The following is a 22,975-nucleotide window of genomic DNA, read 5'->3' on the forward strand; positions in this document are numbered from 1 at the left end:
AAATTCCTTTTCTGTTCAACCGTTAAGACCCATGGCCTCGGCCGCAATGCGGTTTTTCACCGGGCCCAGCTGATTGAGCCAGCGCAAACCGGTGTTGCGCAGCCAGCGTACCGGCAACTCATCACGACCAAACAGCTGTTTGAACCCCTCCATAGCCGCCATCATGGTCAGGTTTTCACCTTTCCTCCGGCGCTGATAGCGCGCCAGAACCAGTTCATCCGCTGGCCCCAGGCCTGCCTTCCTTGCCCGCGAAAGCTCGTCCAACAGAGTGCGTACATCGCCAAAGCCCAGATTGGCGCCCTGCCCCGCCAGCGGGTGAATGGTATGAGCTGCGTCGCCGACCAGTGCGAAACCGGGCGCAATGTAGTCTTTCGCGTGGCGCTGGCGAAGCGGAAAAGCAAACCTTTTGGAGACTGCCTGAACCGTTCCAAGCTCGCGCTCGATCGCCTGCTCAAGCTCGGCCACAAATTCCGTGTCCTCCAGAGTCATCAGGCGCCTGGCTTCGTCGGTATCCTGGGACCAGACAATGGAGCAGAAATGCTCACTGCCCGATTCGGGCAGCAAAGGCAGGAACGCCAGCGGCCCAGTCATTGAAAACCGTTGCCAGGCGGTAAAGCGATGGCTCTGACTGGTTTGCACCGTGCACACGATGGCCTGTTGGTCGTAGTCCCATTCGCGAGTTGGCAAACCTACCCACTGACGCAAACGGGAATTGGCACCGTCACACCCCACGACCAATCCGGCCGACAGGGATTGGCCATCCTCCAGCTCAAGGGCGTAACTCCCGGAGGACCTCCTGCAGCCGGTAATCCTTGCGCCCTCGATCAGCTCAACCGGGCTTTGCTCCAGGGCGCCGAACAATGCCCGCACAATACTGCGGTTTTCGACGATCGTCCCAAGGGCCCGTGCCTGAAGCTCGGCAGCTTCAAACTGTATTCGCCCAGTACCATCACCATCCCAGACTGTCATGGTCTGATAAGGACAGTGTCGACCGGCGGTCACTTCGGACCAGACTCCGAGCTGCTCCAGCAAGCGCTGGCTGGCGACCGAGACGGCACTGACCCGAGGCTCGAAATCGGCAACGGTGGCAGCAGGCTCCGGCGCCCTGACCAGGGTTTCGTGATCGGAGCCCTCCACCAGCGCCACCTGCCAGCCCTGTCGCGAAAGCCCGAGAGCCAGGGCGGATCCGATCATGCCACCGCCGGCCACCAGAATATCGAAGGTTTTCACTTCACTCATGGCCAGGCGCCTCCCGGCTCAGATTTCCAGGCCGGTCAATCACCGCCCGGCGCCCTCCCAGGCCCATCGCCTTGCGCGCAAACCAGCGCTTGACCCCGGGCAACAGATCAAGACCCACCAGACCGGCATCGCGGGCAGCAGTTACCGGCAACATGGAGTGTCCGAACAGGCGTACAAGAGAATCCGAGAAGCGTACCGTCTGCTGCCAATCCTGGCGATGCAGAGCGTGGTAACGTTTGAGGACCTCGAGATCCCCGATGGATCTGCCCTGTTCTTCCGCCAGCCGGAACTGCTCCACCAGAGTCATCAGCCCTCGCAGGGCCAGATTGAATCCCTGCCCGGCAACCGGATGCAGGGCATGGGCCGCATTGCCCACCAGGGCAACCCCGGGGCGCACCGGCTCGTCTACCGTCGTCAGGGTCAGCGGGTAATGGTGACAGGTACCAATGCGGGTAAACCGGCCAAGACGCCAGCCAAACCGGTCCTGGAGCCAGCGGCATTTTTCCTGGTCGGGAAGTTCAAGAACTTCCTGCAATGCCTCGTCGGACAGGGTCCAGACCAGTGCCGACTGGTGCCCTGCACGCGTGGGAGAACCATGGGGCAAAAGCGCCATGGGGCCGGCATCGGTGAATCGTTCAAAGGCAGTGAAACCGTGGCTGTCACTTGTGGAGACATTGGCGATCAGGGCATTCTGGCCATAGCTGTGACGATCCGGCCTGAAGCCAAGCTTCTCACGCAGTCCGGAGCGACCGCCATCCGCCACCACCAGGCAGCGAACCGTCAGTTCCGGGGCATCTTCGCCATCCTCCGACAGCCGGACCCGAACGCCGCCGGGAATGGGCGTCATATCAGTCACCTCTGCCGGCGCGCGCCACTGGACGTTGGTCTCCAGCAACTCACGCATCAGGCACAACCCCATCCAGCGGTTGTCAGCTACATAACCAAGGGCCTGCTGACCATGCTCGGCGGCATGCAACCGGGTGGCGCCGAAATGCCCCCGATCCGACACATGGATATGCTCAATGGGCGTGGCATGCTCGGCGAGACGATGCCACAGCCCAAGCTCTTCAAAAATCAGCCGGGAGCCCCACGCCAGAGCAGTGGAACGTGCGTCGTAGCTGGGCTGGTAACTGTCCGGCAGGGCATCGGGAGATAGCGGAAAGGCCTCGACTACGGTCACGTGCAGCGACGGCACCATCCGGGCCAGCGCCAGGGCGAGGGTTGCTCCGGCAAGGCCACCACCGGCAATGATCAGATCGGTATCGGGCTTGGTCACAGGGTGTCAGTCCGCCATCAGGGCTTCGATTTCGGCAATGGTTTTCGGCACCGCTTCGGTCAGGACCCGACAGCCGTCTTTGGTCACCACAACGTCGTCTTCGATACGAATACCAATGCCACGCCACTTCTCATCCACATCGGTGTTATCCGGCGCAATATACAGCCCGGGTTCAACCGTCAGGGCCATGCCCGGCTCCAGCTGGCGCCAGGCATCACCGACCTTGTAATCGCCGACATCATGCACATCCAGGCCCAACCAGTGGCCGGTGCGGTGCATGAAAAAGGGTTTGTAGGCTTCATTGGCAATGGCGTCTTCGAGGGTGCCAGACAACAACCCGAGATCGATCAGGCCCTGGGTCAGCACTTCCAGTGCCGCTTCATGGGGCCGGTTCCAGTGGTTTTCCGGCGACACAGCCTCAATGGCCCGATACTGGGCCGCCAACACCACCTCATACAACGCCCGCTGCTCGTTGCTGAACTTTCCGCTGACCGGGAAAGTGCGGGTAATGTCGGAGGCGTAGCACTGGTATTCACAGCCGGCATCAATCAGCACCAGATCGCCGTCTTTCAGCGGTGCGCTGTTCTCGATGTAATGCAGGATGCAGCCATTGGCGCCTCCGCCCACAATCGACGGGTAGGCCGTTGACCGGGCGCCGTGCTCCATAAACGTGTGGATAAGCTCGGCCTCGAGATTGTACTCGAAGCCACCCTTGCGGGCCCGCTTCATGGCGCGGCAGTGGGCTTCGGCGCTGATCTGGCCCGCCTTGGCCATAATCTTGATCTCGTTGGCGCTCTTGTAGAGCCGCAGGTCATGAAGCAGGTGCTCCAGGGCCACGAATTCGCCAGGCGGATGGGCGCCGCTGCGAACCTTGCTGCGAATCATCTTTACCCAGTCCATCACCCGGGCGTCAAAATGATCGTCCTTGCCCAGGGGATAATAGACCCGGCTGCGCCCCTCGATCATGCCCGGGAGTATGTCGTCGATGTCGGCGATCGGGAACGCATCGTCCAGGCCGTAGCGTTCAATGGCGCCTTCCGGGCCCACCAGGAACCCGTCCCAGAGTTCCTTCTGAGGATCACGCTCTTTGCAGAACAGAACCGATTCCCCGTGTTCACGGCCAGGGATCAGGGCCAGCACGGCCTCCGGCTCGCCAAAACCGGACAGGTAATGAAAATCACTGTCCTGGCGGAACGGGTGCAGCACATCGCGATTGCGAACGCGCTCCGGGGCGGCCGGAATAATCGCAATGCTGTCTGGCGCCATGCGCTCCATCAGCTTTCGACGGCGCTCGGCAAACTCCTTCACGGGAATCATGGAGTTCATAGTCTCTCCTGCAATCAGGACCCTGCTCAGTGCAGGGTCGGCGAATCAGACTTCGGCGGTTCGGGGGCGTTGAATTCGGTAAAGACGGCAAGCGCCCCCAGCCGGATGTACTCGGTAATCTCCAGCAACTGCTGCTCGCTTTCGTCGTCCGCTTCTTCTTCGTCGGACAATTGACTGATGGCGACCATATCCTCGATCAGCTCCCGGATCTCATCCGGTGCCTGGCCCAGCGATTCACCCGCTGACAATGCCATGCCTTCGAGAAACCCACGCACCCAGGAAACCAGGGCCTCAAGGCGCTGCTCAATGGCGTAGTCGTCATCCGGTAACAAAGGATGGAAACTCATATCTGCTGATTTCAAGAGCTCCAGGGTCTGCTCGTAGGCCCTGTTCATGAACGGAGCGAGATCGTCAGACTCCTCGACTGCGTCTTCAGCCAGGCCCATGTGCTCACATACCATGGCCAGCCACTCCGGCTCATTGATACGGGATCCGGCCGCCAGGCGACCACAAAGCGCACCGTGCAATTCGGATGGGTGGCTGAATGCCTTGTGAGCGGTAAAAACGTTGGCCCAGCGCTCGAATTCTGCGGCGCGGGCAGCACCGGAAGTGTCGGTTTCTGACATGAAACAGGCGAATCCTGTGTTGGTGGATTAGACGCCTACTTTAGCATTCAGGCGCCCTCAAGGCACTGCCTGTTGATTTTTAACCGGCGAGAGAACAATATGTTATAACATATCAATCAACGTGGAACTTCCTGCCATGAAGCGATCAAAACTCAACGCCATATTTCTGGCTACCAGCGGTGCTCTGATGGCCTTTTCCGCGAACGCCATTGACAATCCGGGAGCTCACCAACATGGGCATGCCGAACTTCAGGTAGCAGTGGATGGCAATCAGATCGATCTGATTTTCACGTCGCCCGCCTACAACCTGCTCGGATTCGAACACCGCGCTCGGACAGACGACCAGAAAGCCCTGGTCAAGGAAACCGAAGAATGGCTCGAGCGCACACCGCTGATCAACACGCCAGATGCCAGCTGCAAGGTGGCGAGCGCTGAGGTTTATCATGAGGCTGGTGATGGGTCTGGCGACCACCACGACCATGGCAGTAATGGACACGACCACCACGAGCATAACGAACACGAGCATTCGGAAGGATACGGCCACTCGGATTTCGAAGTGACCCAGGTTCTGAATTGCACCGGACTGGCATCCGCAGAAGCGCTGCTGATCCCCCTCACCGAGCGCTTTCCCGAGATTGAAGATCTCGGTGTCCAGTGGGTGTGGTCAGGAGGTCAGGGATCAGCCCGCCTTGAACACCAGGAGCGCAGCTTTAGCCTGAAAAGCCAGTAAGCAATGTTGCAGCCCTACTCCGTATAGGGCTCAACATTCGTTGCAACCATCGAATAGGACGAGGTGCCAATGTCATTTTCGGTGCGGTCGATCACCAGCTTGCCTTCGATCCAGACCGGATCGTACAGGGCCTCAAGGGTGAAACCTTCCTTGTACTTCACGTGAATGATCTGGTTCGGCGGTGGTGGCGGCACATGAATACAGGCGCCGTAGTAAGGCACCAGGAAGAACTCCAGGATGCGCATGTCCTCGGTTGTTTTCAGGGGCACCACAAAGCCGGGGATGCGCCCCTCCACGTCGCCCATTTCCGGCACAACCCGACCGGTCATGATCTCGTCCGGCAGCAGCGGCGGGCCATCGCCCTCGTGTTCAATCTCTGGCATATTCTCCAGCAGCGCCAGGTCCTCGGCAGGCATCAGCTCGAGCCAGTCGATTTCCCTGGTTTCGGCCTGGCTGGCTGCCGGGAGCAAGAGCGCCAGGACAAGCGCAGTGATAGAGGGCAGCGCAAAGCGCGAACGCGCCGGGGCAAACATCATTGGACCACAAACTCCTGATACGGAAACTGGGAAACCGCCATCATACACCGGGCAGACAGCAACCAACATGACCAGCAAGACAGACTCAACCAGCAACAGTTCCCGAAGTACGTCAACCGCGATTGACGTCAGCGGGCTTGTGTTTTCCTGGGACCCGGCACAGGCACCCCTCAGTTTTCCGGATATCAACCTCAAGCGCGGCGAGCACTTGTTTCTACACGGCCCCAGCGGCAGCGGCAAAAGCACACTCCTGAGCCTCCTGGCGGGCATGCTTCGGCCCCACGCCGGCTCAGTGCGAATTCTGGATACCGACATTCACCGGCTCGGCGCCGGCGCCCGGGACCAATTCCGCGCCGACCATCTGGGTGTTATCTTCCAGCAGTTCAATCTGGTGCCTTACCTGACGACCCGAGCCAACGTCACCTTACCCTGCGGATTGTCTGAACTGCGCAAACAGCACACCGAACCGACGGTCGCAGAGGAAGCTGAGAGATTGCTTGCCGCCCTGTCGATCCCCGAAGATCACTGGCAGCGAAAAGTCACCAGGCTGAGCATTGGCCAGCAACAGCGGATCGCAGCCGCCCGGGCACTGATTGGCGCACCCGGGCTGATTCTCGCGGACGAGCCCACCTCCGCGCTGGATGCTGACAACCGTGACCGGTTTCTGGAACTGCTTCTGCATCTTGCCCACCGGCATAACACCTCGGTGCTGTTTGTCAGCCATGACCAGTCCCTGGCCCGCCATTTCGGTAATCAGCTGGAACTGCGGGGTAACCGGACATGAAAGCACGCCTTGCTTTGACACTGGCCCTGGCCAGCCTGTGGCACCGGAAAAAGGTACTGGCCCTGGTCTGCCTGACCCTGACACTGAGCGTGTCCCTATTGCTGGGCATCCAGTACCTGCGCACGGAGGTCAAGCAATCCTTCACCAGCACCATCAGTGGCACCGACCTGATCGTCGGTGCCCGCAGTGGCCAGCTGAACCTGCTGCTGTACACCGTGTTTCACATCGGCGATGCCACCAACAACATTCGATGGTCTACCTACCAGAGCCTGAAAGAGGATTCTCGCCTCGAGTGGCTGATTCCGATTTCCCTGGGAGACAGCTACCGCGGCAATCGAGTGGTCGCTACCGACGAGAACTTTCTGAAGCACTTCCGTTACGGCCGCGACCTGCCGCTTGAACTGGCAGAGGGCCAGTGGTTTGAAGAGGTCTTTGATGTTGTGTTGGGCGCAGGCGTTGCACGGTCGCTGGCTCATCAGGTGGGCGAAGAAATCATTCTGTCCCATGGCGGGGGGCGAACCAGCTTTTCCAACCATGAAGACACACCGTTTACCGTTACCGGCATACTGGCACCCACCGGGACGCCGGTGGACCAGGCGGTGTACATTGGTCTGGATGGCATGGAGGCCATGCACGTGGGCTGGGAATCCGGGGTCGCCATTCCGGGCCGGACAATTACCCGGGAGCAGGCGGAAGGCCGTGATTTCACCCCCGACGCCATTACCGCCGCGTTTATCGGCATCGAAAGACAGGTGCTGACCTTCCGGATACAACGGGAAATCAACCAGTTCGCTGGTGAGCCGCTGTCAGCCATACTCCCTGGCGTTGCGCTGAGCGAGCTCTGGCGGCTGATGGGCCAGTTCGAGCGGGCGTTGCTGGGCATCACCGTGTTTGTCGTGATTACCAGCCTGATTGGACTCATAGCTGTTCTGTTAACCATACAGGCGCAACGGGCCCACGAAATTGCAGTACTCAGAGCTACCGGTGCCTCTCCAGCGCTGATCGCCTCCCTGTACATCATTGAATGTGTCGCCCTTGCGGTCGCGGCCTGCGTGCTGGCCCTTGCCATTGGCATGGCAGGCGTCTCACTGGCAGGCCCATGGCTGCTGGCCAACTATGGCCTTCAGGTCGCGCTGCGTCCGCTGACTTCCGAGGAATGGGCATTGCTTGTCTCGGTGCCAATCGCAGCCTTCATCGTAGCGCTCGTACCAGCCTTCAGCACCTGGCGCCAGAGCCGCCGACTGGGCTTTGGCGAACCCGCGGATCAGTGATGCGCATCACGCAGGGAACGCAATGACAAGCCTGTAAATTGACCGACTTAGCGTCCACACTTATAGTTAGTTGCAATTACCTCAAACCACTGCTGGGCACGTCATGGAACAGTCCGAAGTACAGGCATTAGCGGACAAGCTGGACAGGCTGATTGAGCGCTGTCAGAAACTTGAGCGGGACAACGCCACATTGCGGGAGCTGCAAGATGACTGGAACCGGGAACGGGCCCAGCTGGTGCAGAAGAACGATCACGCAAAGCACAAGATCGAAGCTATGATCAGCCGCCTTCGGGCCCTGGAGCATCACTGATGGCACAGCAATCCACCACGGTTGAGGTGAAGATCCTCGACAAGGAATACCTGGTCGCGTGCCCGGAAGAAGAGCAGGAAGCACTGCTGCGGGCTGCCCGCCACCTGGACAGCAAAATGCGCGAAATCCGTGCTAGCGGCAAGGTATTCGGCACCGAGCGCATTGCCGTTATGGCGGCTCTGAACATTACCCACGAACTGCTCGAGCGGGACACCATGTCGGACGCCACCAGCACGCTGCTGCGTGCCATGGACAGTAAACTCGACGGTGCCCTGGGTGACGGCTCGGGCCGTTGAATCGGCAAAGAATCGGAGACAGGTGTTGCAATCGGCCCCGTCACTGCCCGTATAATGGAATCAACTTCCTGGGCTGTTCGGGATAGTCGGATACGTCCTCGAGCCGATGCGCACTACCCAGGTGGCTACTTCAGGGCATTGTGAGCACGTCCCCGACAGGGGAAAGCCTAATATGTCACAGCGGCCACCGACCTTGAACTCTGGGTTCAAGGGCCACATCCGATAACGGCAGCCCGGGAAGCTTTATTTTGAGCCAGTTTATCGAGCCTCAACCGTTCCAGACCCATCCTGACACCTTCTCACGCAGTGAACTTCGCAAGCACCTGCGACATCATCGCCGTGCGCTGAGCTTCGAGCAACAGCAGCAGGCCGCCGAGTATCTCGCACTCAACCTCCTGAGTAATCCGGACCTTCACCGCGCCCGGCATATTGCCATTTACCTGCCCAATGACGGCGAGATTGATCCCCACGTCTACCTGGATATTGCCCGCCGCAAAGGCATCCGTTTCTACCTCCCGGTACTGCATCCGATCCATGAAGGCAGGCTGGTTTTCAGCCCCTATTACCACGGCGTGGAGCTCACTGCGAACCGGTTTGGCATACCCGAGCCGGCGTTCAGCAAAGGCCTGCGACGCCCAGCCTGGGCATTGGATGCCGTGCTGTTTCCGTTAGTGGGATTTGACGAACAGGGCGGAAGACTGGGAATGGGTGGGGGCTTCTATGACAGGACGTTCGCCTTCAGCCGGATACGACCAAGGCTGGCGCCGAAGCTGATTGGCCTCGCCCATGATTTCCAGAAGGTTAAGAAGCTGCCAATAGAGCCCTGGGACGTGCCCCTGCACAGCGTGGTGACCGATAAGCGACGTTACCGGTTCAGCGGCTGATTCATGACCTGAACGGAGCCGACCAGATTGGCCGCTCTTGCGTCTTTGTCTTCAGAGGCGTGGATGGATGTGAAACCAGTAATCACAAGGCCGATGGCAAAAATCAGCACAATGGCTTTGATGATGTCAGGCTTGCCGCCCATGGCTTCAGTTCCTCAAAATGCGGTTTAAAAGTGTCGGAAAATCAGTCAGCTATTCTTGACTTCAAGAATCAGAAGAAAGACTAACACCTATCTGTACTTTTACAATTTTTGACAGATTAAAATTCAGTAAGCATTGTGTGCGGCGACCGGCCAGGGTCTGGTGGAGCTTTCCAAAACACGCTGTAAATACCTCCATGTACGCTTGGCTCCGCCCCTCAGCGCTTCTTGCTCCTGCGTCGCGCTGAGGGTCCTGGGAAGGCCATCCATGGCCTACCCGTCAAGCGCTTTCGCGCTCCACCCATGGCTCCGCACAGTTTTGGAAAGCTCCACCAGACCCCGGCCTACTCTGCGTTAATTCGACCGGGCATTTCCTTGCCCAAGAAACAGCTGATAAGCCTCATTATCCGTCATGTTTTCATAGCGGAAGCCGACCTTATCCAGCATTTTCTCGAAATCCTGCACCTCGTCGTCGTCCACCTGGGCTCCCAGCAGAACACGGCTGTAGGCTGCCCCGTGGTTGCGGTAGTGGAACATGGAGATATTCCAGCGGGTACCCAGCGACATCAGGAACTTCAGCAACGCCCCCGGGCGCTCCGGGAATTCGAACTGGAACACTTTTTCGTTCGTGATCGTCGGCGCGTGGCCGCCCACCATGTGGCGAATGTGCTGCTTGGCCAGATCGCTGTCAGTCAGGTCGACGACCGAGTAGCCGTTCTCCCGGAGATCCTGCACCAGGTCTTCACGGCCGTGGCCGCCCGCTGCGATCTGGATGCCCACGAAAATCGTGGCATTGGTGGCGTCCGCGTAGCGGTAATTGAATTCCGTGATGCTGCGCTTGTGCAGGGCGTTGATAAAGGTCTTGAAGGCACCCGGCTTTTCCGGGATGGTCACTGCCAAAATTGCCTCGCGCTTCTCGCCCACTTCCGTACGCTCGGAAATGTAGCGAAGGCGGTCAAAGTTCATGTTGGCACCGCTGAGGGTGGCAATCAGGTTTTCGCCCTCCACTTTCTCCCGCTCAATGTACTTCTTGATGCCCGCCACACCCAGGGCACCGGCCGGCTCGGCAATGGAGCGGGTGTCCTCGAACACATCCTTGATGGCGGCGCAGATTTCGTCGGTGGATACGGTGATCACCTCGTCCACGTAGTCTTTACAGATTTCCCAGGGATGCTTGCCGATCTGCTTGACCGCCACGCCATCGGCAAAGATGCCCACCTCGTCCAGCACTACCCGCTTGCCGGCTTTCATGGCTGCCTGCAGACAGTTGGAGTCCTCCGGCTCAACGCCGATCACCTTGATTTCCGGACGCAGGTACTTGATGTAAGCAGCCATGCCAGCGATGAGACCGCCGCCACCAACGCAAATAAAGATCGCGTGAATCGGCTTGCTGAACTGCCACATGATCTCCATGGCCACCGTACCCTGACCGGCAATGACATCCGGATCATCGTAGGGCGGGATGTAGGTGTAGCCGTGTTTCTGGATCAGCTCCTGGGCATGGGCTGCGGCCTCATCGAAGGCATCACCCTTGAGAACCACTTTGGCACCATGATCACGCACCGAACGCACCTTGATCTCCGGCGTGGTCTGCGGCATTACAATTACCGCCTTGATACCCAGGTTCTTGGCCGCCAGCGCCACACCCTGGGCGTGATTACCGGCGGAGGCACAGATCACGCCCTTGGCCTTCTGCTCCTCGGAAAGCTGCGCAATCCGGTTGTAGGCACCGCGAATCTTGAAGGAAAACACCGGCTGAAGATCTTCACGCTTTAGCAGAATATTGTTGCCAAAGCGCTTGGACAGACTACGGGCTTCAGTCAGGGGTGTTTCGATGGCCACGTCATAGACGCGCGCATCGAGAATCTTCTTGATGTAGCGTTGCGGCATAGCAGTTCCGGCTTTTGGTTGGTGTGTGATGGCTGGCTGAGAAAAACCCACAGTGTAGAAAGTTTGCACGGCAGCCGTCTATAAGCAGAGGGTGCTTAAGCGTTATAATCCGCCTAAATCCAACCTGATTTGCAGCCGGAGCCCCAGATGACCCAGGACGAACTGAAAAAAGCCGTCGCCAAAGCCGCCATTGACTACATTGCCCCTCGCCTGGATAGCGACAGCGTGATCGGTGTGGGCACCGGCAGCACGGCCAATTTCTTCATCGACATGCTCGCGGAACTGAAGAACGAATTCGACGGCGCCGTCGCCAGCTCGGAAGCGACCGCCGAGCGCCTGAAAAGCCACGGAATCCCGGTTTATGATCTCAACAGCGTCAGTGGGCTGGAGTTCTACGTGGATGGCGCTGACGAAACCAACGAACGCCTGGAACTGATCAAGGGTGGCGGCGCCGCACTGACCCGGGAAAAGATCGTGGCAGCGGTGGCCAAGACGTTCATCTGCATTGCCGACGACTCCAAAATGATTGGTATCCTTGGCGCCTTTCCCCTGCCCGTGGAGGTCATCCCCATGGCCCGAAGCCATGTTGGCCGGGAGATTGTAAGACTGGGCGGCGACCCGGTTTATCGTGAGGGGGTTGTCACCGATAACGGCAACATCATCATCGATGTCCACAACATGGATATTTCCCAGCCGATCCGGGTGGAAGAGCAGCTCAACAACATTGTTGGCGTGGTCACCAACGGCCTGTTCGCCCGCCGGCGCGCGGATCTGTTACTGCTCGGCACCAAAGACGGGGTGAAAACTATCTCCAGCGAGGGCGCCTGACCGATTTCTATCGCTGCTCGATTGTCGAAGCTGGCCTTTCGGGCCAGCTTTTTTATTGCCTGGAAAATCACAAACCAAGCGCTTGCTTGGTAGCAGTTTTTCGGCGACACTGCTCTGCATTGATTCCGATCAGAGGGAGCTCCACCGTGTCCGACTACTTCAACGAAACCCACCAGCAGGTCCGTGCCACCGCCCGCAAGTTCATCGAAACCCACGTACTGCCTCACATCGACGACTGGGAAGAAGCGGGCGAATTTCCCCGGGATCTCTACAAAAAAGCCGGGGATGCAGGCCTGCTTGGAATTGGTTTTCCCGAAGCATTGGGCGGCATCGGGGAAGGCGACATTTTCCTTAAAGTGGCTGTCTCCGAAGAACTGATGCGCTCCACCTCCGGCGGCCTGGTGGCCGGCCTGGGCTCCCTGGATATCGGCCTGCCACCGGTCGCCAAATGGGCGAAAAAGGAAGTCCGGGAACAGATCGTGCCGCCGGTACTGCGCGGCGAAAAAATCGCCGCCCTGGCAGTGACCGAACCCGGCGGCGGTTCCGATGTCGCCAACCTGAAAACCCGAGCGGTCCGCGATGGTGACCATTACACCGTCAACGGCAGCAAGACCTTCATCACCAGCGGCATGCGCGCCGACCACTACACCGTTGCCGTGCGCACCGGAGGCGAGGGCCACGGTGGCATCAGCCTGTTACTGATCGACCGCGACATGCCCGGTTTCTCCACCGGCAAGAAACTGCGCAAAATGGGCTGGTGGGCCAGCGATACCGCGGAGCTGTTTTTCGAGGACTGCCGGGTCCCTGCAGACCGCCTGATCGGCGCCGAGAACGCCGGCTTCATCGCTATCATGAGCAACTTCCTGTTCGAGCGTCTCAGCCTGGCCATCATGGCCTATATGACCGCCCAGCTCGCCTACGAGGCAGCACTGGAGTACACCCAGCAACGCAAGGCGTTCGGCCGCAACATTGCCGGCTTCCAGGTGACCCGCCACAAACTGGTGGACATGGCCACCCAGATCGACGTGGCCCGCGAATACACCTACCGCTGCGCCGCCCTGATGCAGGCGGGCAAGAACCCCATCAAGCAGGTGGCGATGGCCAAGAATTTCTCGGTGGATGTCTGCGAAAAGGTCACCCGGGAAGCGGTGCAGTTGTTCGGTGGCATGGGGTATATGCGAGAAACCGTCGTCGAGCGTCTCTACCGTGACGCCAAGATTCTCTCCATCGGCGGCGGCACCACCGAGATCATGAAGGAGCTCATTGCCAAACAGATCAAGCTCTGAGTTCTGATTCGGTGTTCGCCCTCTTGTCCTGCCCCAGCCTGCCTGGCTTGGGGACGGGCCCTGTCAGTGGCCTTTCCAAAACACGCTACGAGCACATCCATGTGCGCTTGTTTCGGGCCATCCTTGGCCCTCTACAGTTTTGGAAAGGCCACTGACAGGCCCCGTTCATACAATGTCCAATCCGCCTTTTGTTGGCCTCTCTAATCAGGCTCCGCTTTTGAGTGTTGCTCAATGGCTCGGGCGGCTATCTGGAAGGGCCTTCCGAAAACGTGGAGCGCCAAGGATGGCGCGACCGAGCCCTACATGGACGTATTCACGGGCGTTTTTCGGAAGGCCCTTCCAGATAGCTGCTTGCACCAGAATGAAAGACCTACCAAGACCGGCAACCAAGCCAAAAACCAACGACCAAGGTTTAGTTTCGAACTGCAGGATACTCCCGTATAATTGCGCCCACTTTTTAACCGCAGTTAAACGTACCGTTAACGTACCAGGAAGGATCGCACATGCAATTCGACAACATCCCCGCAGGCAAGAACCCGCCGGAAGACATCTACGTTGCCATCGAAATCCCGGCCAACAGCTCCCCGGTGAAGTACGAACTGGACAAAGACATGGGCGCCCTGCTGGTAGACCGTTTCATGGCCACCCCCATGTTCTACCCGGCCAACTATGGCTTCATCCCGCACACCCTGGCCGACGACGGTGACCCCCTCGACGTACTCGTGGTCACACCCTACCCCGTGCAGGCCGGCTCCGTGATCCGTGCCCGTCCGGTGGGTGTTCTGAACATGGAAGACGAAGCCGGTGGTGATGCCAAGCTGGTAGCGGTACCCCACGACAAGCTGACCACTACCTATCACGATGTGAAGGAAATCACCGATCTGCCGGAGCTGCTGCGCGACCAGATCAAGCACTTCTTCGAGAACTACAAGACTCTCGAGCCGGGCAAATGGGTGAAGGTGCAAGGCTGGGATAACGCAGAAGCCGCCAGGAAAGCCATCGTAGATTCCGTGAACGCCTACAAAGGCTGAGCCGGACTTTTCGTGGCATTAAAAAACCGGGCTTTGTGCCCGGTTTTTTAATGTCTGGCTGAAAGCCCGTTGACCTCAACCCCGGGAAAGCAGATCCCGCATATCACTGATTGCCGAGTTCGCCCGTGAAAGGTAAGCGGCCATTGTCAGAGAGTGATTGGCCAGCACGCCGAAGCCACTGCCATTCAGAATGACCGGGCTCCACATTTCGCCCTGGGCACCCTCAAGCTCGATAATGACCTGCCGTACGCTGGCCATGGCGTTCTTGTCCTGGAGAACTTTGCGGAAATCCACTTCGATCGCCCGGAAGATGTGCAGGAGCGCCCAGGAACTGCCTCGGGCCTCATAGAACACATCGTCAATCTTGGTCCATGGCGTTTTGATATCTTCTCCCGTGGTTTCTTCAGCCAGAGGATCTCCCGCATCCATATTCACCACGGCATCAGAAACGGAAGCTTTGCCCACACTTTCCCCCAGAGTCCGGGAGAGGCTGCCCAACCGGGTTTCCAGGTCTGCCAGCCAGTTACTCAGGTTGTCTGCACGCGCGAAAAACTGGGCATCAGCCTGTTCCGGGTTCGACAGACGATCAAGATAGCGTTTCAGAGCGGTGATACCCCGGCGGTACTCAGCCTCTGTTGAGGGAATGGCCCAGCTCTCGCTGTCGAAGTGGAACTGGGGCTCGGCAATGACCAGATCCTGATCCTCGGCCGACTGACTCTGGGAGCGGCTGATATCTTTGCGCATGGCACGCGAAAGGTCACGGAGCTGAACCAGCACGCCATATTCCCAGTTGGGCATGTTGTCCAGCCAAAGCCCGGGAGGGAAAACGTCGTTGGAGATGTAGCCACCAGGCTTGTCCAGCAGGGTTTCGCCAATTCGAATCATGGTCACCGTGGTGGCGAAGCCGGTGATGGGTTCCCTTTCCATGGAGTTGGCCACCGACCGGGTATGTTCGCGCACCGAGAAAGTTTCCGGCTCGCTGCTCCAGAACATGCCAAGCACCAAAGCCACCAGCAGGTAGACCACAACCAGCGCCAGAATCAGTTTGCCGATCACGCCGCTGCCACCGGCATAATCCTGAACATCGTCTTTCTTGTCCTTGAAGTACTGTCTGATTTTGCCTGGCATATGACTCTTAATCCCCTGTCTGTTGATTATCAGCGGCAAACGGCCGACCAAGATGGTAACCCATGGCTCCGTCGACACCCAGCTTACAGAGTACCGAGTATTCCGCGGCTGTTTCCACTCCTGTAGCGAACACTTTCACGCCGCGGCTGTGTGCGATGGCCACAACGGACTCTATGTAGAAGCGGTTATCCTCGTGGGTGTCGATGTCATGGATGAAACTGTTATCGATACGCAGGCCCTGAAACCTCAGATTTCTGAGATAACTGAATGGCACGCCACCAACGCCGAAGCGGTCTACCAGTACCGGCACCCCCAGGCGCCCCAGAGCCCTGACCAGCAGGCCCACTGCCGTGCGGTGATGGTGAATGGTCTGTTCGGAGATACCTATCCAGAGATTTCGGGCCAGAGAACCGGCCTGCCCCAGTTGTTCAAGCAAGTCCGTACGAAACGCCTCGCTGGCCACGGACGCATTGCCAAGCGAGACGGCCAGTGGCTGATCGGGCAGGTCTTTCAAACGATCCAGTACCCGCTGGACCAACAGTCGATCAATATCGGAAATCAGGCCGAAGCGCGCGGCCATGGGCACAAAGGTACCAGCCTTCAAGGCCCCTTCAACGGAATCAATGCGGGAGAACACCTGGTGATAAACCGGCATGAGACGACCTTCGTGGACCATGGGCTGGAGCCAGAGCGATAGTGTCTGTCGACGGATCGCCTCACTGATGATTACCCGCCAGGTCTCCAGATTGTGATGGCCATCCTTCTCCGGATCCGCCAGGTGACAGCCCGTGCCGTTGCTACTCTGGGCGGTCCGCAGGGCTTCGTCCGCAGCAGCCATGAGATCCCGGCCCCCGCGACCCTCAAGCGTTCTCGCCAGCCCGGCATGCACGGCTGTATCCATGGGTGAGGCAAGATCCGAATACACCCCGTCGAGATCATTTACCAGTTGCCGACACCAGACACCGGCGTCGGCCGGCATGACACCGGGCAGGAAAATGGCAAACTCGGCACCGGTTCGTCGACCGGCAAACGATCCGGCATGCTGCCTGACGAACTCTGCAATCACGGTGGCCACTCTCAACAGCAGCCGATCCGCTTCGCTCCGGCCATAGGCCTGGTTATACCCGGAAAAATCCGCCAGCTGAATCAGTATGAGAACCCCGGGCGCGGCCTTTTCCTCGGATTCCACTTCGACTTTCAGGCGCTGGTCAAAGGCACCCCGGCTGGCCAGCCCGGTGACCGAATCCTCGTTATTGACCCGGCGCAGGTGCTGGATGAGTTTGGCCTGGCCCTCGAAAAGCTGGCCCAGATCACCCGCCATCTGGTTCATGGCGTCCGTGACCTGGTTTATTTCACGGGTCGACTTGATCGACACCCGCTTCCTGAAATCCCTCTGGCCCAGGGCCCTGGCCTGATCCTCAAGAGCATGCAGCGGCCGCAGGGTCCGGCGAAGCAGCAGGAAAACCGCAAATAGTCCAATACCGCCAATAACCGCAGTACTGGCAGTCAGACCAATGGTGATTCGCCAAAGGTCTTCGTAGGCCCGACCGGGGTGGCTGATTACCTGAACCGTGCCAAGTCGGCTCCAGCCGCGGACCACTTCTGCCTCGGCGATCGGCAGGGGAAGATCCGCAAAAGTGCGGAACCAGGCCGGCACAGCGACCTTGTTCAGAGTCATTGCGCGCCCGGCAACCTGCTCACCCTGATGATTCAGGTAGCTGACGGACAGGTATCGCCCACTGTCGAACACCGCATCAATCAATGAGGCGGAAGCCACCGGGTCACGGCCATCAATGGCGTTGGAGAGTGACAATCCGATGGCCGTAGCCCCGTCACGGGCGTGGCCGGCCAACTGATCGGAGACATAATTCCGGAAGTACCCGAAGCTGGTAACGAAAACCGCAACCAGCAGGGTTACCAGCAAACCTCCGGTCAACACCAGAAGCATTGTTCGCAGAGTAACCGCACCCTGCTGCCTGCGTTTCAAGAGGATTTGCTTCCGTGCCATGGGGAGCTTCTCCGGATTGGCTGTGAGCCAGCCGGCCAGGTGTTTGTGACTTGCGCCGCAGAGTTGACAAACATTTACATAGCGCAACCTACGCCGACAACATTAAACACTATAGACTCTGCAAAAGGACTAAGGTTGAAAAATCGTCCGCACCGGGGAAGGACGACCAATAACGAAAAAGAGACAGGCCCGAGCCACATGAACGACGAAAGCCAGAAAGAAAAACTCAGGCAGCATTTCGCACGCCGTGTAACAACCCAGGCCCGGGTTGTTCTGGACACCTGGCAGAAAATTCACGAAGACCGGGACAAGGCCGCCGCCCATCGCAATGAGTTTGCCGCTGCCACCGACAAGCTGGTGCGTTACGCCCAGCGCTTCGAAATGGAAAGTCACGCCAGGGCCGGGCAAACCACGCTGGAACTGATCAACCAGTGGGAACCGGGTTCGGCACTGGACGAAGGCCTTGAGCGACAGCTCCAGGATGCCATCGAAACCCTCTCCCAGAGCACCCTGCGCAGGACGGACCGCAACAGTTCCGAGGCGCCTCACCAGTTTCGCCGCACCCCGGTCTACATTGCTCTGGCCAACCAGGAAATGGCAAGCCGCCTCATCCGGCAACTGGAGTTTTTCGGCTTTCGGGCTTCGGCCTTTGCCAACGCCGATGAACTGACCGAAGCCTGTGCACTCCACAAGCCCGAGACCATCCTGGTGGACGTCAATTTCGGCGGTTCTCCCAACGCCGGCATTACCACCATCGAGCATCTGCAGGAACGTCACGATACGCCCATCCCGATCATCTTCATGAGCGATGAGGATGGCTCCATTGAAACCCGACTGCAGGCCTCACGGTGCGGCGGGGAAGAGTTCTTCTATCCGGCCGTCGATCCTGGCCAGTTGATCGAGAAGATCGAAACCTATACCCACGGCAATACCGTGGAGCCTTACAAGGTTCTTGTTCTGGACGACTCCCGGGCCCAGGCCAAGTACATGGAAACGGTGTTGAAAAAGGCGGGCATGACCGCCCACATCATCACCGACCCGATGCAGATCATCCACGCGCTGGAAGAGTTCTCCCCGGAGATCATCATCCTCGACATGTATATGCCGGGCTGCACCGGGATGGAGATCGCCCGTGTCATCCGTCAACAGGATCGCTTCCACAGCGTCCCCATTATTTACCTGTCGGCAGAGGAAGACGTCAGCAAACAGCTCCATGCCATGAGTCTGGGGGGCGACGATTTCCTGACCAAGCCCATCGACCCGAAACACCTGATAGCCACCATCCACAACCGTGGCCGCCGTGCCCGCTCTCTACTGGCACTGATGATCCGTGACAGCCTGACTGGCCTGTTCAATCACACTCACACGCTCCACCTGCTGGACCAGGAGATTGTGCGGGCTCGCCAGAAAGAGCAGCCACTGTGCTTTGCGATGATCGACATCGATTACTTCAAGAAGGTAAACGACACCTTTGGCCATCCGATCGGCGACCGTGTGTTGCGAAGCCTGTCGATGTTCCTCAAACAGCGCCTGCGCAAAACCGATCACATCGGCCGGTATGGCGGTGAGGAATTCGCCATTATTCTGCCCAACACCCGCCCGAGCGATGCCCGGAACGTTCTCAATGAAATCCGGGAGCGGTTCTCGGAGCTCCAGCAGCCCGCCGGCGACCGGGAGTTCAACGTCACCTTCAGTTGCGGAATCGCAGCCTGGGATGACGACACTTCCCAGGCATTGTGCGAGCGGGCAGACCGGGCGCTCTACAGCTCCAAGGAACTGGGCCGCAACTGCGTGACTCTGGCCGACACCTGATTCCGGGCCTTTCCGGCCCGCATCCCCCCGGCGCAGACCTTCCAGAACAAATTTCGGTCGGGCATGGCTGAGTCCCTGCCCGGCTGCTACCTTTTATGAAACCAACGTCGTATAGAAGTTAGATCCTCCGTTCACGACAATGATTGTCATCAGCGGAAAGATCCCGTTTCGATTCATTTGCCGTCTTTTTTACGACCAATGGACAACAGGGAAGATTGTCAAAAAGTGTTGATCTGAACAAAACAAGCACGCACCATTGGGGGAACATGCCGTTAAATTCGGCGATCCTGTAAAAAGACACGAAGGCAGACAGAACCATGTCGACAATTCTCGTACTCCATGGACCCAACCTGAACATGCTCGGCACACGCGAGCCAGAGGTCTATGGCTACGAGACGCTGGCAAACATCGACGACCGGTTGCGTTCACAGGCGGCGGAGCACGGGCACCATCTGCTGCATCTGCAATCGAACGCCGAATACGAACTGATTGAACGGGTTCACGAGGCCCGGGCAGAAGGCGTGGACTTTATCATCATCAATCCAGCCGCTTTCACCCACACCAGCGTTGCCCTTCGGGATGCCATGCTGGCTTCGGGAATTCCTTTTATTGAAGTGCATCTTTCCAACGTGCATGCACGGGAACCGTTCCGGCATCACTCCTATTTCTCGGATATCGCCGAAGGCGTTATCTGTGGGCTGGGTAGCCAGGGGTACGATCTTGCACTCCAGGCGGCCCTGACACGCATTCACCGATAGACCTGACAAAACGGGACTGGACTGACTATGGATATTCGTAAAATCAAGAAACTGATCGAGCTGCTCGAGGAATCCGACGTCGAGGAGCTGGAGATTCACGAGGCGGACGATTCGGTGCGTATCTCCCGCCGCCGCGAGCCGGCCGCCGGCGCCCAGTACGTAAGTCATTACCCGGCCCCGGCGCCTGCACAGCAGCCAGCTCCGGCCCCTGCGGCGGCGGCCCCGGAGACTGAAGAGCCATCAGCGCCAGCGGGTCCGTCCGGACACACTGTAAAATCCCCCATGGTCGGCACGTTCTATCGCTCGCCGTCGCCCACCGCCAAGGCGTTCGTGGAAGTTGGCCAGACGGTCAACGTGGGTGATGTCATCTGCATAGTGGAAGCCATGAAGATGATGAACCAGATTGAGGCCGACAAGAGCGGCACAATCCAGGACATCCTGGTCGAGAATGGCCAGCCGGTTGAGTTTGACCAGCCCCTGGTCGTCATTTCCTGAACGCGGTGATAGCTACTCATGGCCATGTTAGAGAAAGTTCTGATCGCAAACCGGGGTGAAATTGCCCTCCGGATTCTGCGCGCGTGCAAGGAGTTGGGTATCAAGACCGTGGCAGTGCATTCCCAGGTCGATCGCGACCTGATGCATGTGCGCCTCGCTGACGAGTCGGTCTGCATTGGCCCCAACAGCGCCACCGACAGCTACCTGAACATCCCGACCATCATCAGCGCAGCCGAGGTAACCGATTCCGTGGGTATTCACCCCGGCTACGGCTTCCTTGCCGAGAACGCCGATTTTGCCGAACAGGTGGAAAAGAGCGGCTTCCGCTTCATCGGCCCCAAGGCCGATACCATTCGGCTGATGGGCAACAAGGTGTCTGCCATCAACGCCATGATCAAGGCCGGTGTTCCGACTGTGCCGGGATCGGATGGCCCGCTGGATGACGACGAAGAGCGGACCCTGAGAATTGCCCGCGAAATCGGCTATCCAGTGATGATCAAGGCCGCCTCTGGCGGCGGCGGACGCGGCATGCAGGTGGTGCACTCGGAGGCGGCCCTGTTGAAAGGTGTCCAGATCACCCAGAGTGAAGCCAAGAATGCCTTCGGCGACCCGACCGTTTACCTCGAGAAATTCCTGGAAGCTCCGCGCCACGTGGAGGTTCAAGTTCTGGCCGACATGCATGGCAACTGCATCCATCTGGGCGACCGCGACTGCTCCATGCAGCGCCGGAACCAGAAGGTCATCGAAGAAGCCCCGGCCCCGAACATCAACCAGGAATCCCGGGAGCGCACCCTGAAGGCCTGCGTCGATGCCTGCAAGGAAATCGGCTACGTGGGCGCTGGCACCTTCGAGTTCCTGTACCAGGACGGCGAGTTCTATTTCATCGAAATGAACACCCGGGTCCAGGTGGAACATCCCGTCTCCGAGATGGTCACCGGCGTGGACATCGTGCGTGAGCAGCTGCGCATCGCCAGCGGCCTGCCACTGCAGTACACCCAGGACGACATCCGGATCTCCGGGCACGCCATGGAGTGCCGGATAAACGCCGAAGATCCGAAAACTTTCATCCCCAGCCCTGGAAAGGTCAAGCATTTCCATGCGCCTGGCGGGAATGGAGTGCGGGTGGATTCCCACCTGTACAGCGGCTACACGGTTCCGCCCTATTACGATTCCCTGGTGGCCAAACTGATCACCTGGGGCGACGACCGAGACATTGCCCGGCGCCGGATGAAGAACGCGCTGGACGAACTGGTGGTCGAGGGAATCAAGACCAACCAGCCTCTGCATCGGAAACTGGTACGCGATGGTGGCTTTAAACAGGTAGACTTCACCATCCACTACCTTGAGAAACTGATGCGGGATTAAACATGCCCTGGATACAACTCCAGATCCCGGCTGATCCGGACAACGCGGATCAGCTGGAAGATCTGCTCATGGAGATGGGCTCCGACGCCGTCTCCATGGAGGATGCCGCCGACCAGCCCCTGTACGAGCCCGACCCGGGCACCACCCCTCTCTGGAGCCAGACCACCGTCACCGGATTATTCGACTCCGATCGGGATATCGAACAGCTTTGCGCCGATATCCGGGATGCCTGGCACCAGCGAACCCAGCAGGCGCTTCCCGAAATCGAAGTAACGCTGGTTGAGGACAAGGACTGGGAGCGGGCCTGGATGGACGATTTTCAGCCCCTGAAATTCGGCGAGCGACTCTGGATCGTGCCCAGCTGGCATGACGCTCCGGACCCGGATGCCGCGAATCTGATGCTGGACCCCGGCCTGGCCTTCGGTACTGGCACCCATCCGACCACAGCCCTGTGCCTGGAATGGCTCGATGGCCAGGACGCCCAGGGTAAGCAGGTCATCGATTATGGCTGCGGCTCCGGCATTCTTGGCCTGGCAGCCCTGCTGCTTGGCGCCGACCATGTTATTGGCGTTGATACCGACCCACAGGCCCTGGAAGCCAGCCGGGAAAACGCCCGGCGTAATGGTGTCGAAGACAGCAAGCTGGACCTGTTCCTGCCAGAAGACGAACCCGAGACCCAAGCCGACATCATGCTCGCCAATATCCTGGCCCAGCCTCTGATCGGCCTTGCCTCTCACCTTGCTTCCCGGACCAGACCCGGCGGCGACCTCGTGCTATCGGGCATTTTGTCCAGCCAGGCCCGGGAAGTGATGGCCGCCTACGAGCCCTGGTTCGTGATGGACGAGCCCGAACAGCGGGAAGAGTGGATACGCCTCACAGGACGGCGCAACGACAGATGACGAAACCGGTCTTAACGACTAAACTCCGACACTCGTAGCCCAGTCGCTTTCAGGAAG

Annotated in this window: 23 protein-coding genes and 1 other RNA gene; 15 read left to right on the forward strand and 9 right to left on the reverse strand. The window is 58.9% G+C overall.

The annotated features are described in order from the left end of the window. Window positions 1-15: 15 nt before the first annotated feature. From GJU83_RS06815 to GJU83_RS06830, 4 genes are read right to left on the reverse strand one after another with little or no spacing between them, the layout of a single operon-like run. Window positions 16-1,239, reverse strand: a complete 1,224-nt coding sequence (locus GJU83_RS06815; RefSeq protein WP_153633965.1) for a UbiH/UbiF/VisC/COQ6 family ubiquinone biosynthesis hydroxylase — start codon at window positions 1,237-1,239, stop codon at window positions 16-18. Beyond that, entirely contained in the window at window positions 1,232-2,515 is a 1,284-nt protein-coding gene (gene ubiH, locus GJU83_RS06820; protein WP_153633966.1) for a 2-octaprenyl-6-methoxyphenyl hydroxylase, read from the reverse strand. Before ubiH ends, GJU83_RS06815 begins: the two co-directional genes overlap by 8 nt. Window positions 2,516-2,521: 6 nt before the next feature. Continuing rightward, window positions 2,522-3,841, reverse strand: a complete 1,320-nt coding sequence (gene pepP, locus GJU83_RS06825) for a Xaa-Pro aminopeptidase (protein WP_069182001.1) — start codon at window positions 3,839-3,841, stop codon at window positions 2,522-2,524. Window positions 3,842-3,867: 26 nt separating this feature from the next. After that, window positions 3,868-4,467 carry a UPF0149 family protein gene (locus GJU83_RS06830; protein WP_069182002.1) on the reverse strand — a complete coding sequence of 200 codons (600 nt, stop codon included), beginning with the start codon at window positions 4,465-4,467 and terminating at the stop codon, window positions 3,868-3,870. A 136-nt stretch (window positions 4,468-4,603) separates the two neighbouring features. On the opposite strand from GJU83_RS06830, the gene GJU83_RS06835 reads away from it, so the two are divergent. Next, a complete protein-coding gene (locus tag GJU83_RS06835) occupies window positions 4,604-5,197 on the forward strand; it encodes a ZrgA family zinc uptake protein (RefSeq protein WP_153633967.1) in 594 nt (197 codons plus the stop codon). Between the two features lie 14 nt (window positions 5,198-5,211). On the opposite strand, the gene GJU83_RS06840 is transcribed toward GJU83_RS06835, so the two are convergent. Further along, the gene (locus GJU83_RS06840; RefSeq protein WP_136629832.1) at window positions 5,212-5,733 is read right to left on the reverse strand and encodes a DUF3299 domain-containing protein; all 522 of its coding nucleotides are present in this window, start codon (window positions 5,731-5,733) and stop codon (window positions 5,212-5,214) included. Window positions 5,734-5,800: 67 nt separating this feature from the next. Here GJU83_RS06840 and GJU83_RS06845 point away from each other — a divergent pair, with 67 nt between their 5' ends. The 6 genes from GJU83_RS06845 to GJU83_RS06870 all read left to right on the forward strand — a co-directional run bounded on the left by GJU83_RS06845 (window position 5,801) and on the right by GJU83_RS06870 (window position 9,278). Then, window positions 5,801-6,517 carry an ABC transporter ATP-binding protein gene (locus tag GJU83_RS06845; RefSeq protein ID WP_069182004.1) on the forward strand — a complete coding sequence of 239 codons (717 nt, stop codon included), beginning with the start codon at window positions 5,801-5,803 and terminating at the stop codon, window positions 6,515-6,517. Next, the gene (locus GJU83_RS06850) at window positions 6,514-7,788 is read left to right on the forward strand and encodes an ABC transporter permease (RefSeq protein WP_069182005.1); all 1,275 of its coding nucleotides are present in this window, start codon (window positions 6,514-6,516) and stop codon (window positions 7,786-7,788) included. The genes GJU83_RS06845 and GJU83_RS06850 overlap by 4 nt, the downstream gene beginning before the upstream one ends. A 103-nt stretch (window positions 7,789-7,891) precedes the next feature. Beyond that, the gene (locus tag GJU83_RS06855) at window positions 7,892-8,098 is read left to right on the forward strand and encodes a TIGR02449 family protein (protein WP_008170964.1); all 207 of its coding nucleotides are present in this window, start codon (window positions 7,892-7,894) and stop codon (window positions 8,096-8,098) included. Continuing rightward, complete coding sequence (locus GJU83_RS06860) at window positions 8,098-8,394, forward strand: cell division protein ZapA (RefSeq protein ID WP_069182006.1); 297 nt, start codon at window positions 8,098-8,100, stop codon at window positions 8,392-8,394. The genes GJU83_RS06855 and GJU83_RS06860 overlap by 1 nt, the downstream gene beginning before the upstream one ends. A 62-nt stretch (window positions 8,395-8,456) precedes the next feature. Beyond that, window positions 8,457-8,638, forward strand: a non-coding RNA gene (gene ssrS / locus GJU83_RS06865) — 6S RNA. Between the two features lie 4 nt (window positions 8,639-8,642). Next, the gene (locus tag GJU83_RS06870; protein WP_153633968.1) at window positions 8,643-9,278 is read left to right on the forward strand and encodes a 5-formyltetrahydrofolate cyclo-ligase; all 636 of its coding nucleotides are present in this window, start codon (window positions 8,643-8,645) and stop codon (window positions 9,276-9,278) included. Here GJU83_RS06870 and GJU83_RS18960 read toward each other — a convergent pair. Next, window positions 9,260-9,421 (reverse strand): hypothetical protein, encoded by a 162-nt coding sequence (locus GJU83_RS18960; RefSeq protein WP_008170953.1) that lies wholly within the window; start codon window positions 9,419-9,421, stop codon window positions 9,260-9,262. The two genes, GJU83_RS06870 and GJU83_RS18960, sit on opposite strands and share 19 nt — an antisense overlap. 351 nt (window positions 9,422-9,772) lie before the next feature. Beyond that, the gene (gene ilvA, locus GJU83_RS06875) at window positions 9,773-11,308 is read right to left on the reverse strand and encodes a threonine ammonia-lyase, biosynthetic (RefSeq protein WP_069182008.1); all 1,536 of its coding nucleotides are present in this window, start codon (window positions 11,306-11,308) and stop codon (window positions 9,773-9,775) included. Window positions 11,309-11,455: 147 nt separating this feature from the next. Between ilvA and rpiA the strand changes: the two genes are divergently transcribed. The 3 genes from rpiA (at window position 11,456) to ppa (ending at window position 14,453) form a co-directional block, all read left to right on the forward strand. Next, window positions 11,456-12,136 carry a ribose-5-phosphate isomerase RpiA gene (gene rpiA / locus GJU83_RS06880; RefSeq protein WP_069182009.1) on the forward strand — a complete coding sequence of 227 codons (681 nt, stop codon included), beginning with the start codon at window positions 11,456-11,458 and terminating at the stop codon, window positions 12,134-12,136. 146 nt (window positions 12,137-12,282) lie between these two features. After that, window positions 12,283-13,422: an acyl-CoA dehydrogenase family protein gene (locus GJU83_RS06885; protein ID WP_069182010.1), complete on the forward strand. Its 1,140-nt coding sequence runs from the start codon at window positions 12,283-12,285 to the stop codon at window positions 13,420-13,422. A 503-nt stretch (window positions 13,423-13,925) separates the two neighbouring features. Further along, window positions 13,926-14,453, forward strand: a complete 528-nt coding sequence (gene ppa, locus GJU83_RS06890) for an inorganic diphosphatase (protein ID WP_069182011.1) — start codon at window positions 13,926-13,928, stop codon at window positions 14,451-14,453. A 75-nt stretch (window positions 14,454-14,528) separates the two neighbouring features. Here ppa and GJU83_RS06895 read toward each other — a convergent pair whose 3' ends face one another. Further along, entirely contained in the window at window positions 14,529-15,581 is a 1,053-nt protein-coding gene (locus GJU83_RS06895; protein ID WP_069182012.1) for a DUF2333 family protein, read from the reverse strand. 7 nt (window positions 15,582-15,588) lie between these two features. Further along, a complete protein-coding gene (locus GJU83_RS06900) occupies window positions 15,589-17,589 on the reverse strand; it encodes a bifunctional diguanylate cyclase/phosphodiesterase (protein ID WP_069182013.1) in 2,001 nt (666 codons plus the stop codon). 198 nt (window positions 17,590-17,787) lie between these two features. On the opposite strand from GJU83_RS06900, the gene GJU83_RS06905 reads away from it, so the two are divergent. The 5 genes from GJU83_RS06905 (at window position 17,788) to prmA (ending at window position 22,918) form a co-directional block, all read left to right on the forward strand. After that, on the forward strand, window positions 17,788-19,401 hold the full coding sequence (locus GJU83_RS06905) for a diguanylate cyclase (RefSeq protein ID WP_069182014.1): 1,614 nt from the start codon (window positions 17,788-17,790) through the stop codon (window positions 19,399-19,401). A 317-nt stretch (window positions 19,402-19,718) separates the two neighbouring features. Further along, entirely contained in the window at window positions 19,719-20,159 is a 441-nt protein-coding gene (gene aroQ, locus GJU83_RS06910) for a type II 3-dehydroquinate dehydratase (protein ID WP_069182015.1), read from the forward strand. A 27-nt stretch (window positions 20,160-20,186) separates the two neighbouring features. After that, window positions 20,187-20,654, forward strand: a complete 468-nt coding sequence (gene accB / locus GJU83_RS06915) for an acetyl-CoA carboxylase biotin carboxyl carrier protein (RefSeq protein ID WP_069182016.1) — start codon at window positions 20,187-20,189, stop codon at window positions 20,652-20,654. A gap of 18 nt (window positions 20,655-20,672) precedes the next feature. Continuing rightward, complete coding sequence (gene accC / locus GJU83_RS06920; protein WP_069182017.1) at window positions 20,673-22,019, forward strand: acetyl-CoA carboxylase biotin carboxylase subunit; 1,347 nt, start codon at window positions 20,673-20,675, stop codon at window positions 22,017-22,019. Between the two features lie 2 nt (window positions 22,020-22,021). Further along, entirely contained in the window at window positions 22,022-22,918 is an 897-nt protein-coding gene (gene prmA / locus GJU83_RS06925) for a 50S ribosomal protein L11 methyltransferase (RefSeq protein ID WP_069182018.1), read from the forward strand. Window positions 22,919-22,975 lie beyond the last annotated feature (57 nt).

Source organism: Marinobacter salsuginis (assembly GCF_009617755.1).
GTDB classification, from domain to species: Bacteria; Pseudomonadota; Gammaproteobacteria; order Pseudomonadales; family Oleiphilaceae; genus Marinobacter; species Marinobacter salsuginis.

Coding starts and splice junctions, on each gene's coding strand:
- GJU83_RS06815 (WP_153633965.1), bottom strand. CDS start 1,239: ATGAGTGAAGTGAAAACCTTCGATATTCTGGTGGCCGGCGGTGGCATG.
- pepP (WP_069182001.1), bottom strand. CDS start 3,841: ATGAACTCCATGATTCCCGTGAAGGAGTTTGCCGAGCGCCGTCGAAAG.
- GJU83_RS06830 (WP_069182002.1), bottom strand. CDS start 4,467: ATGTCAGAAACCGACACTTCCGGTGCTGCCCGCGCCGCAGAATTCGAG.
- GJU83_RS06835 (WP_153633967.1), top strand. CDS start 4,604: ATGAAGCGATCAAAACTCAACGCCATATTTCTGGCTACCAGCGGTGCT.
- GJU83_RS06840 (WP_136629832.1), bottom strand. CDS start 5,733: ATGATGTTTGCCCCGGCGCGTTCGCGCTTTGCGCTGCCCTCTATCACT.
- GJU83_RS06845 (WP_069182004.1), top strand. CDS start 5,801: ATGACCAGCAAGACAGACTCAACCAGCAACAGTTCCCGAAGTACGTCA.
- GJU83_RS06850 (WP_069182005.1), top strand. CDS start 6,514: ATGAAAGCACGCCTTGCTTTGACACTGGCCCTGGCCAGCCTGTGGCAC.
- GJU83_RS06855 (WP_008170964.1), top strand. CDS start 7,892: ATGGAACAGTCCGAAGTACAGGCATTAGCGGACAAGCTGGACAGGCTG.
- GJU83_RS06860 (WP_069182006.1), top strand. CDS start 8,098: ATGGCACAGCAATCCACCACGGTTGAGGTGAAGATCCTCGACAAGGAA.
- GJU83_RS18960 (WP_008170953.1), bottom strand. CDS start 9,421: ATGGGCGGCAAGCCTGACATCATCAAAGCCATTGTGCTGATTTTTGCC.
- ilvA (WP_069182008.1), bottom strand. CDS start 11,308: ATGCCGCAACGCTACATCAAGAAGATTCTCGATGCGCGCGTCTATGAC.
- rpiA (WP_069182009.1), top strand. CDS start 11,456: ATGACCCAGGACGAACTGAAAAAAGCCGTCGCCAAAGCCGCCATTGAC.
- ppa (WP_069182011.1), top strand. CDS start 13,926: ATGCAATTCGACAACATCCCCGCAGGCAAGAACCCGCCGGAAGACATC.
- GJU83_RS06895 (WP_069182012.1), bottom strand. CDS start 15,581: ATGCCAGGCAAAATCAGACAGTACTTCAAGGACAAGAAAGACGATGTT.
- GJU83_RS06900 (WP_069182013.1), bottom strand. CDS start 17,589: ATGGCACGGAAGCAAATCCTCTTGAAACGCAGGCAGCAGGGTGCGGTT.
- GJU83_RS06905 (WP_069182014.1), top strand. CDS start 17,788: ATGAACGACGAAAGCCAGAAAGAAAAACTCAGGCAGCATTTCGCACGC.
- aroQ (WP_069182015.1), top strand. CDS start 19,719: ATGTCGACAATTCTCGTACTCCATGGACCCAACCTGAACATGCTCGGC.
- accB (WP_069182016.1), top strand. CDS start 20,187: ATGGATATTCGTAAAATCAAGAAACTGATCGAGCTGCTCGAGGAATCC.
- accC (WP_069182017.1), top strand. CDS start 20,673: ATGGCCATGTTAGAGAAAGTTCTGATCGCAAACCGGGGTGAAATTGCC.
- prmA (WP_069182018.1), top strand. CDS start 22,022: ATGCCCTGGATACAACTCCAGATCCCGGCTGATCCGGACAACGCGGAT.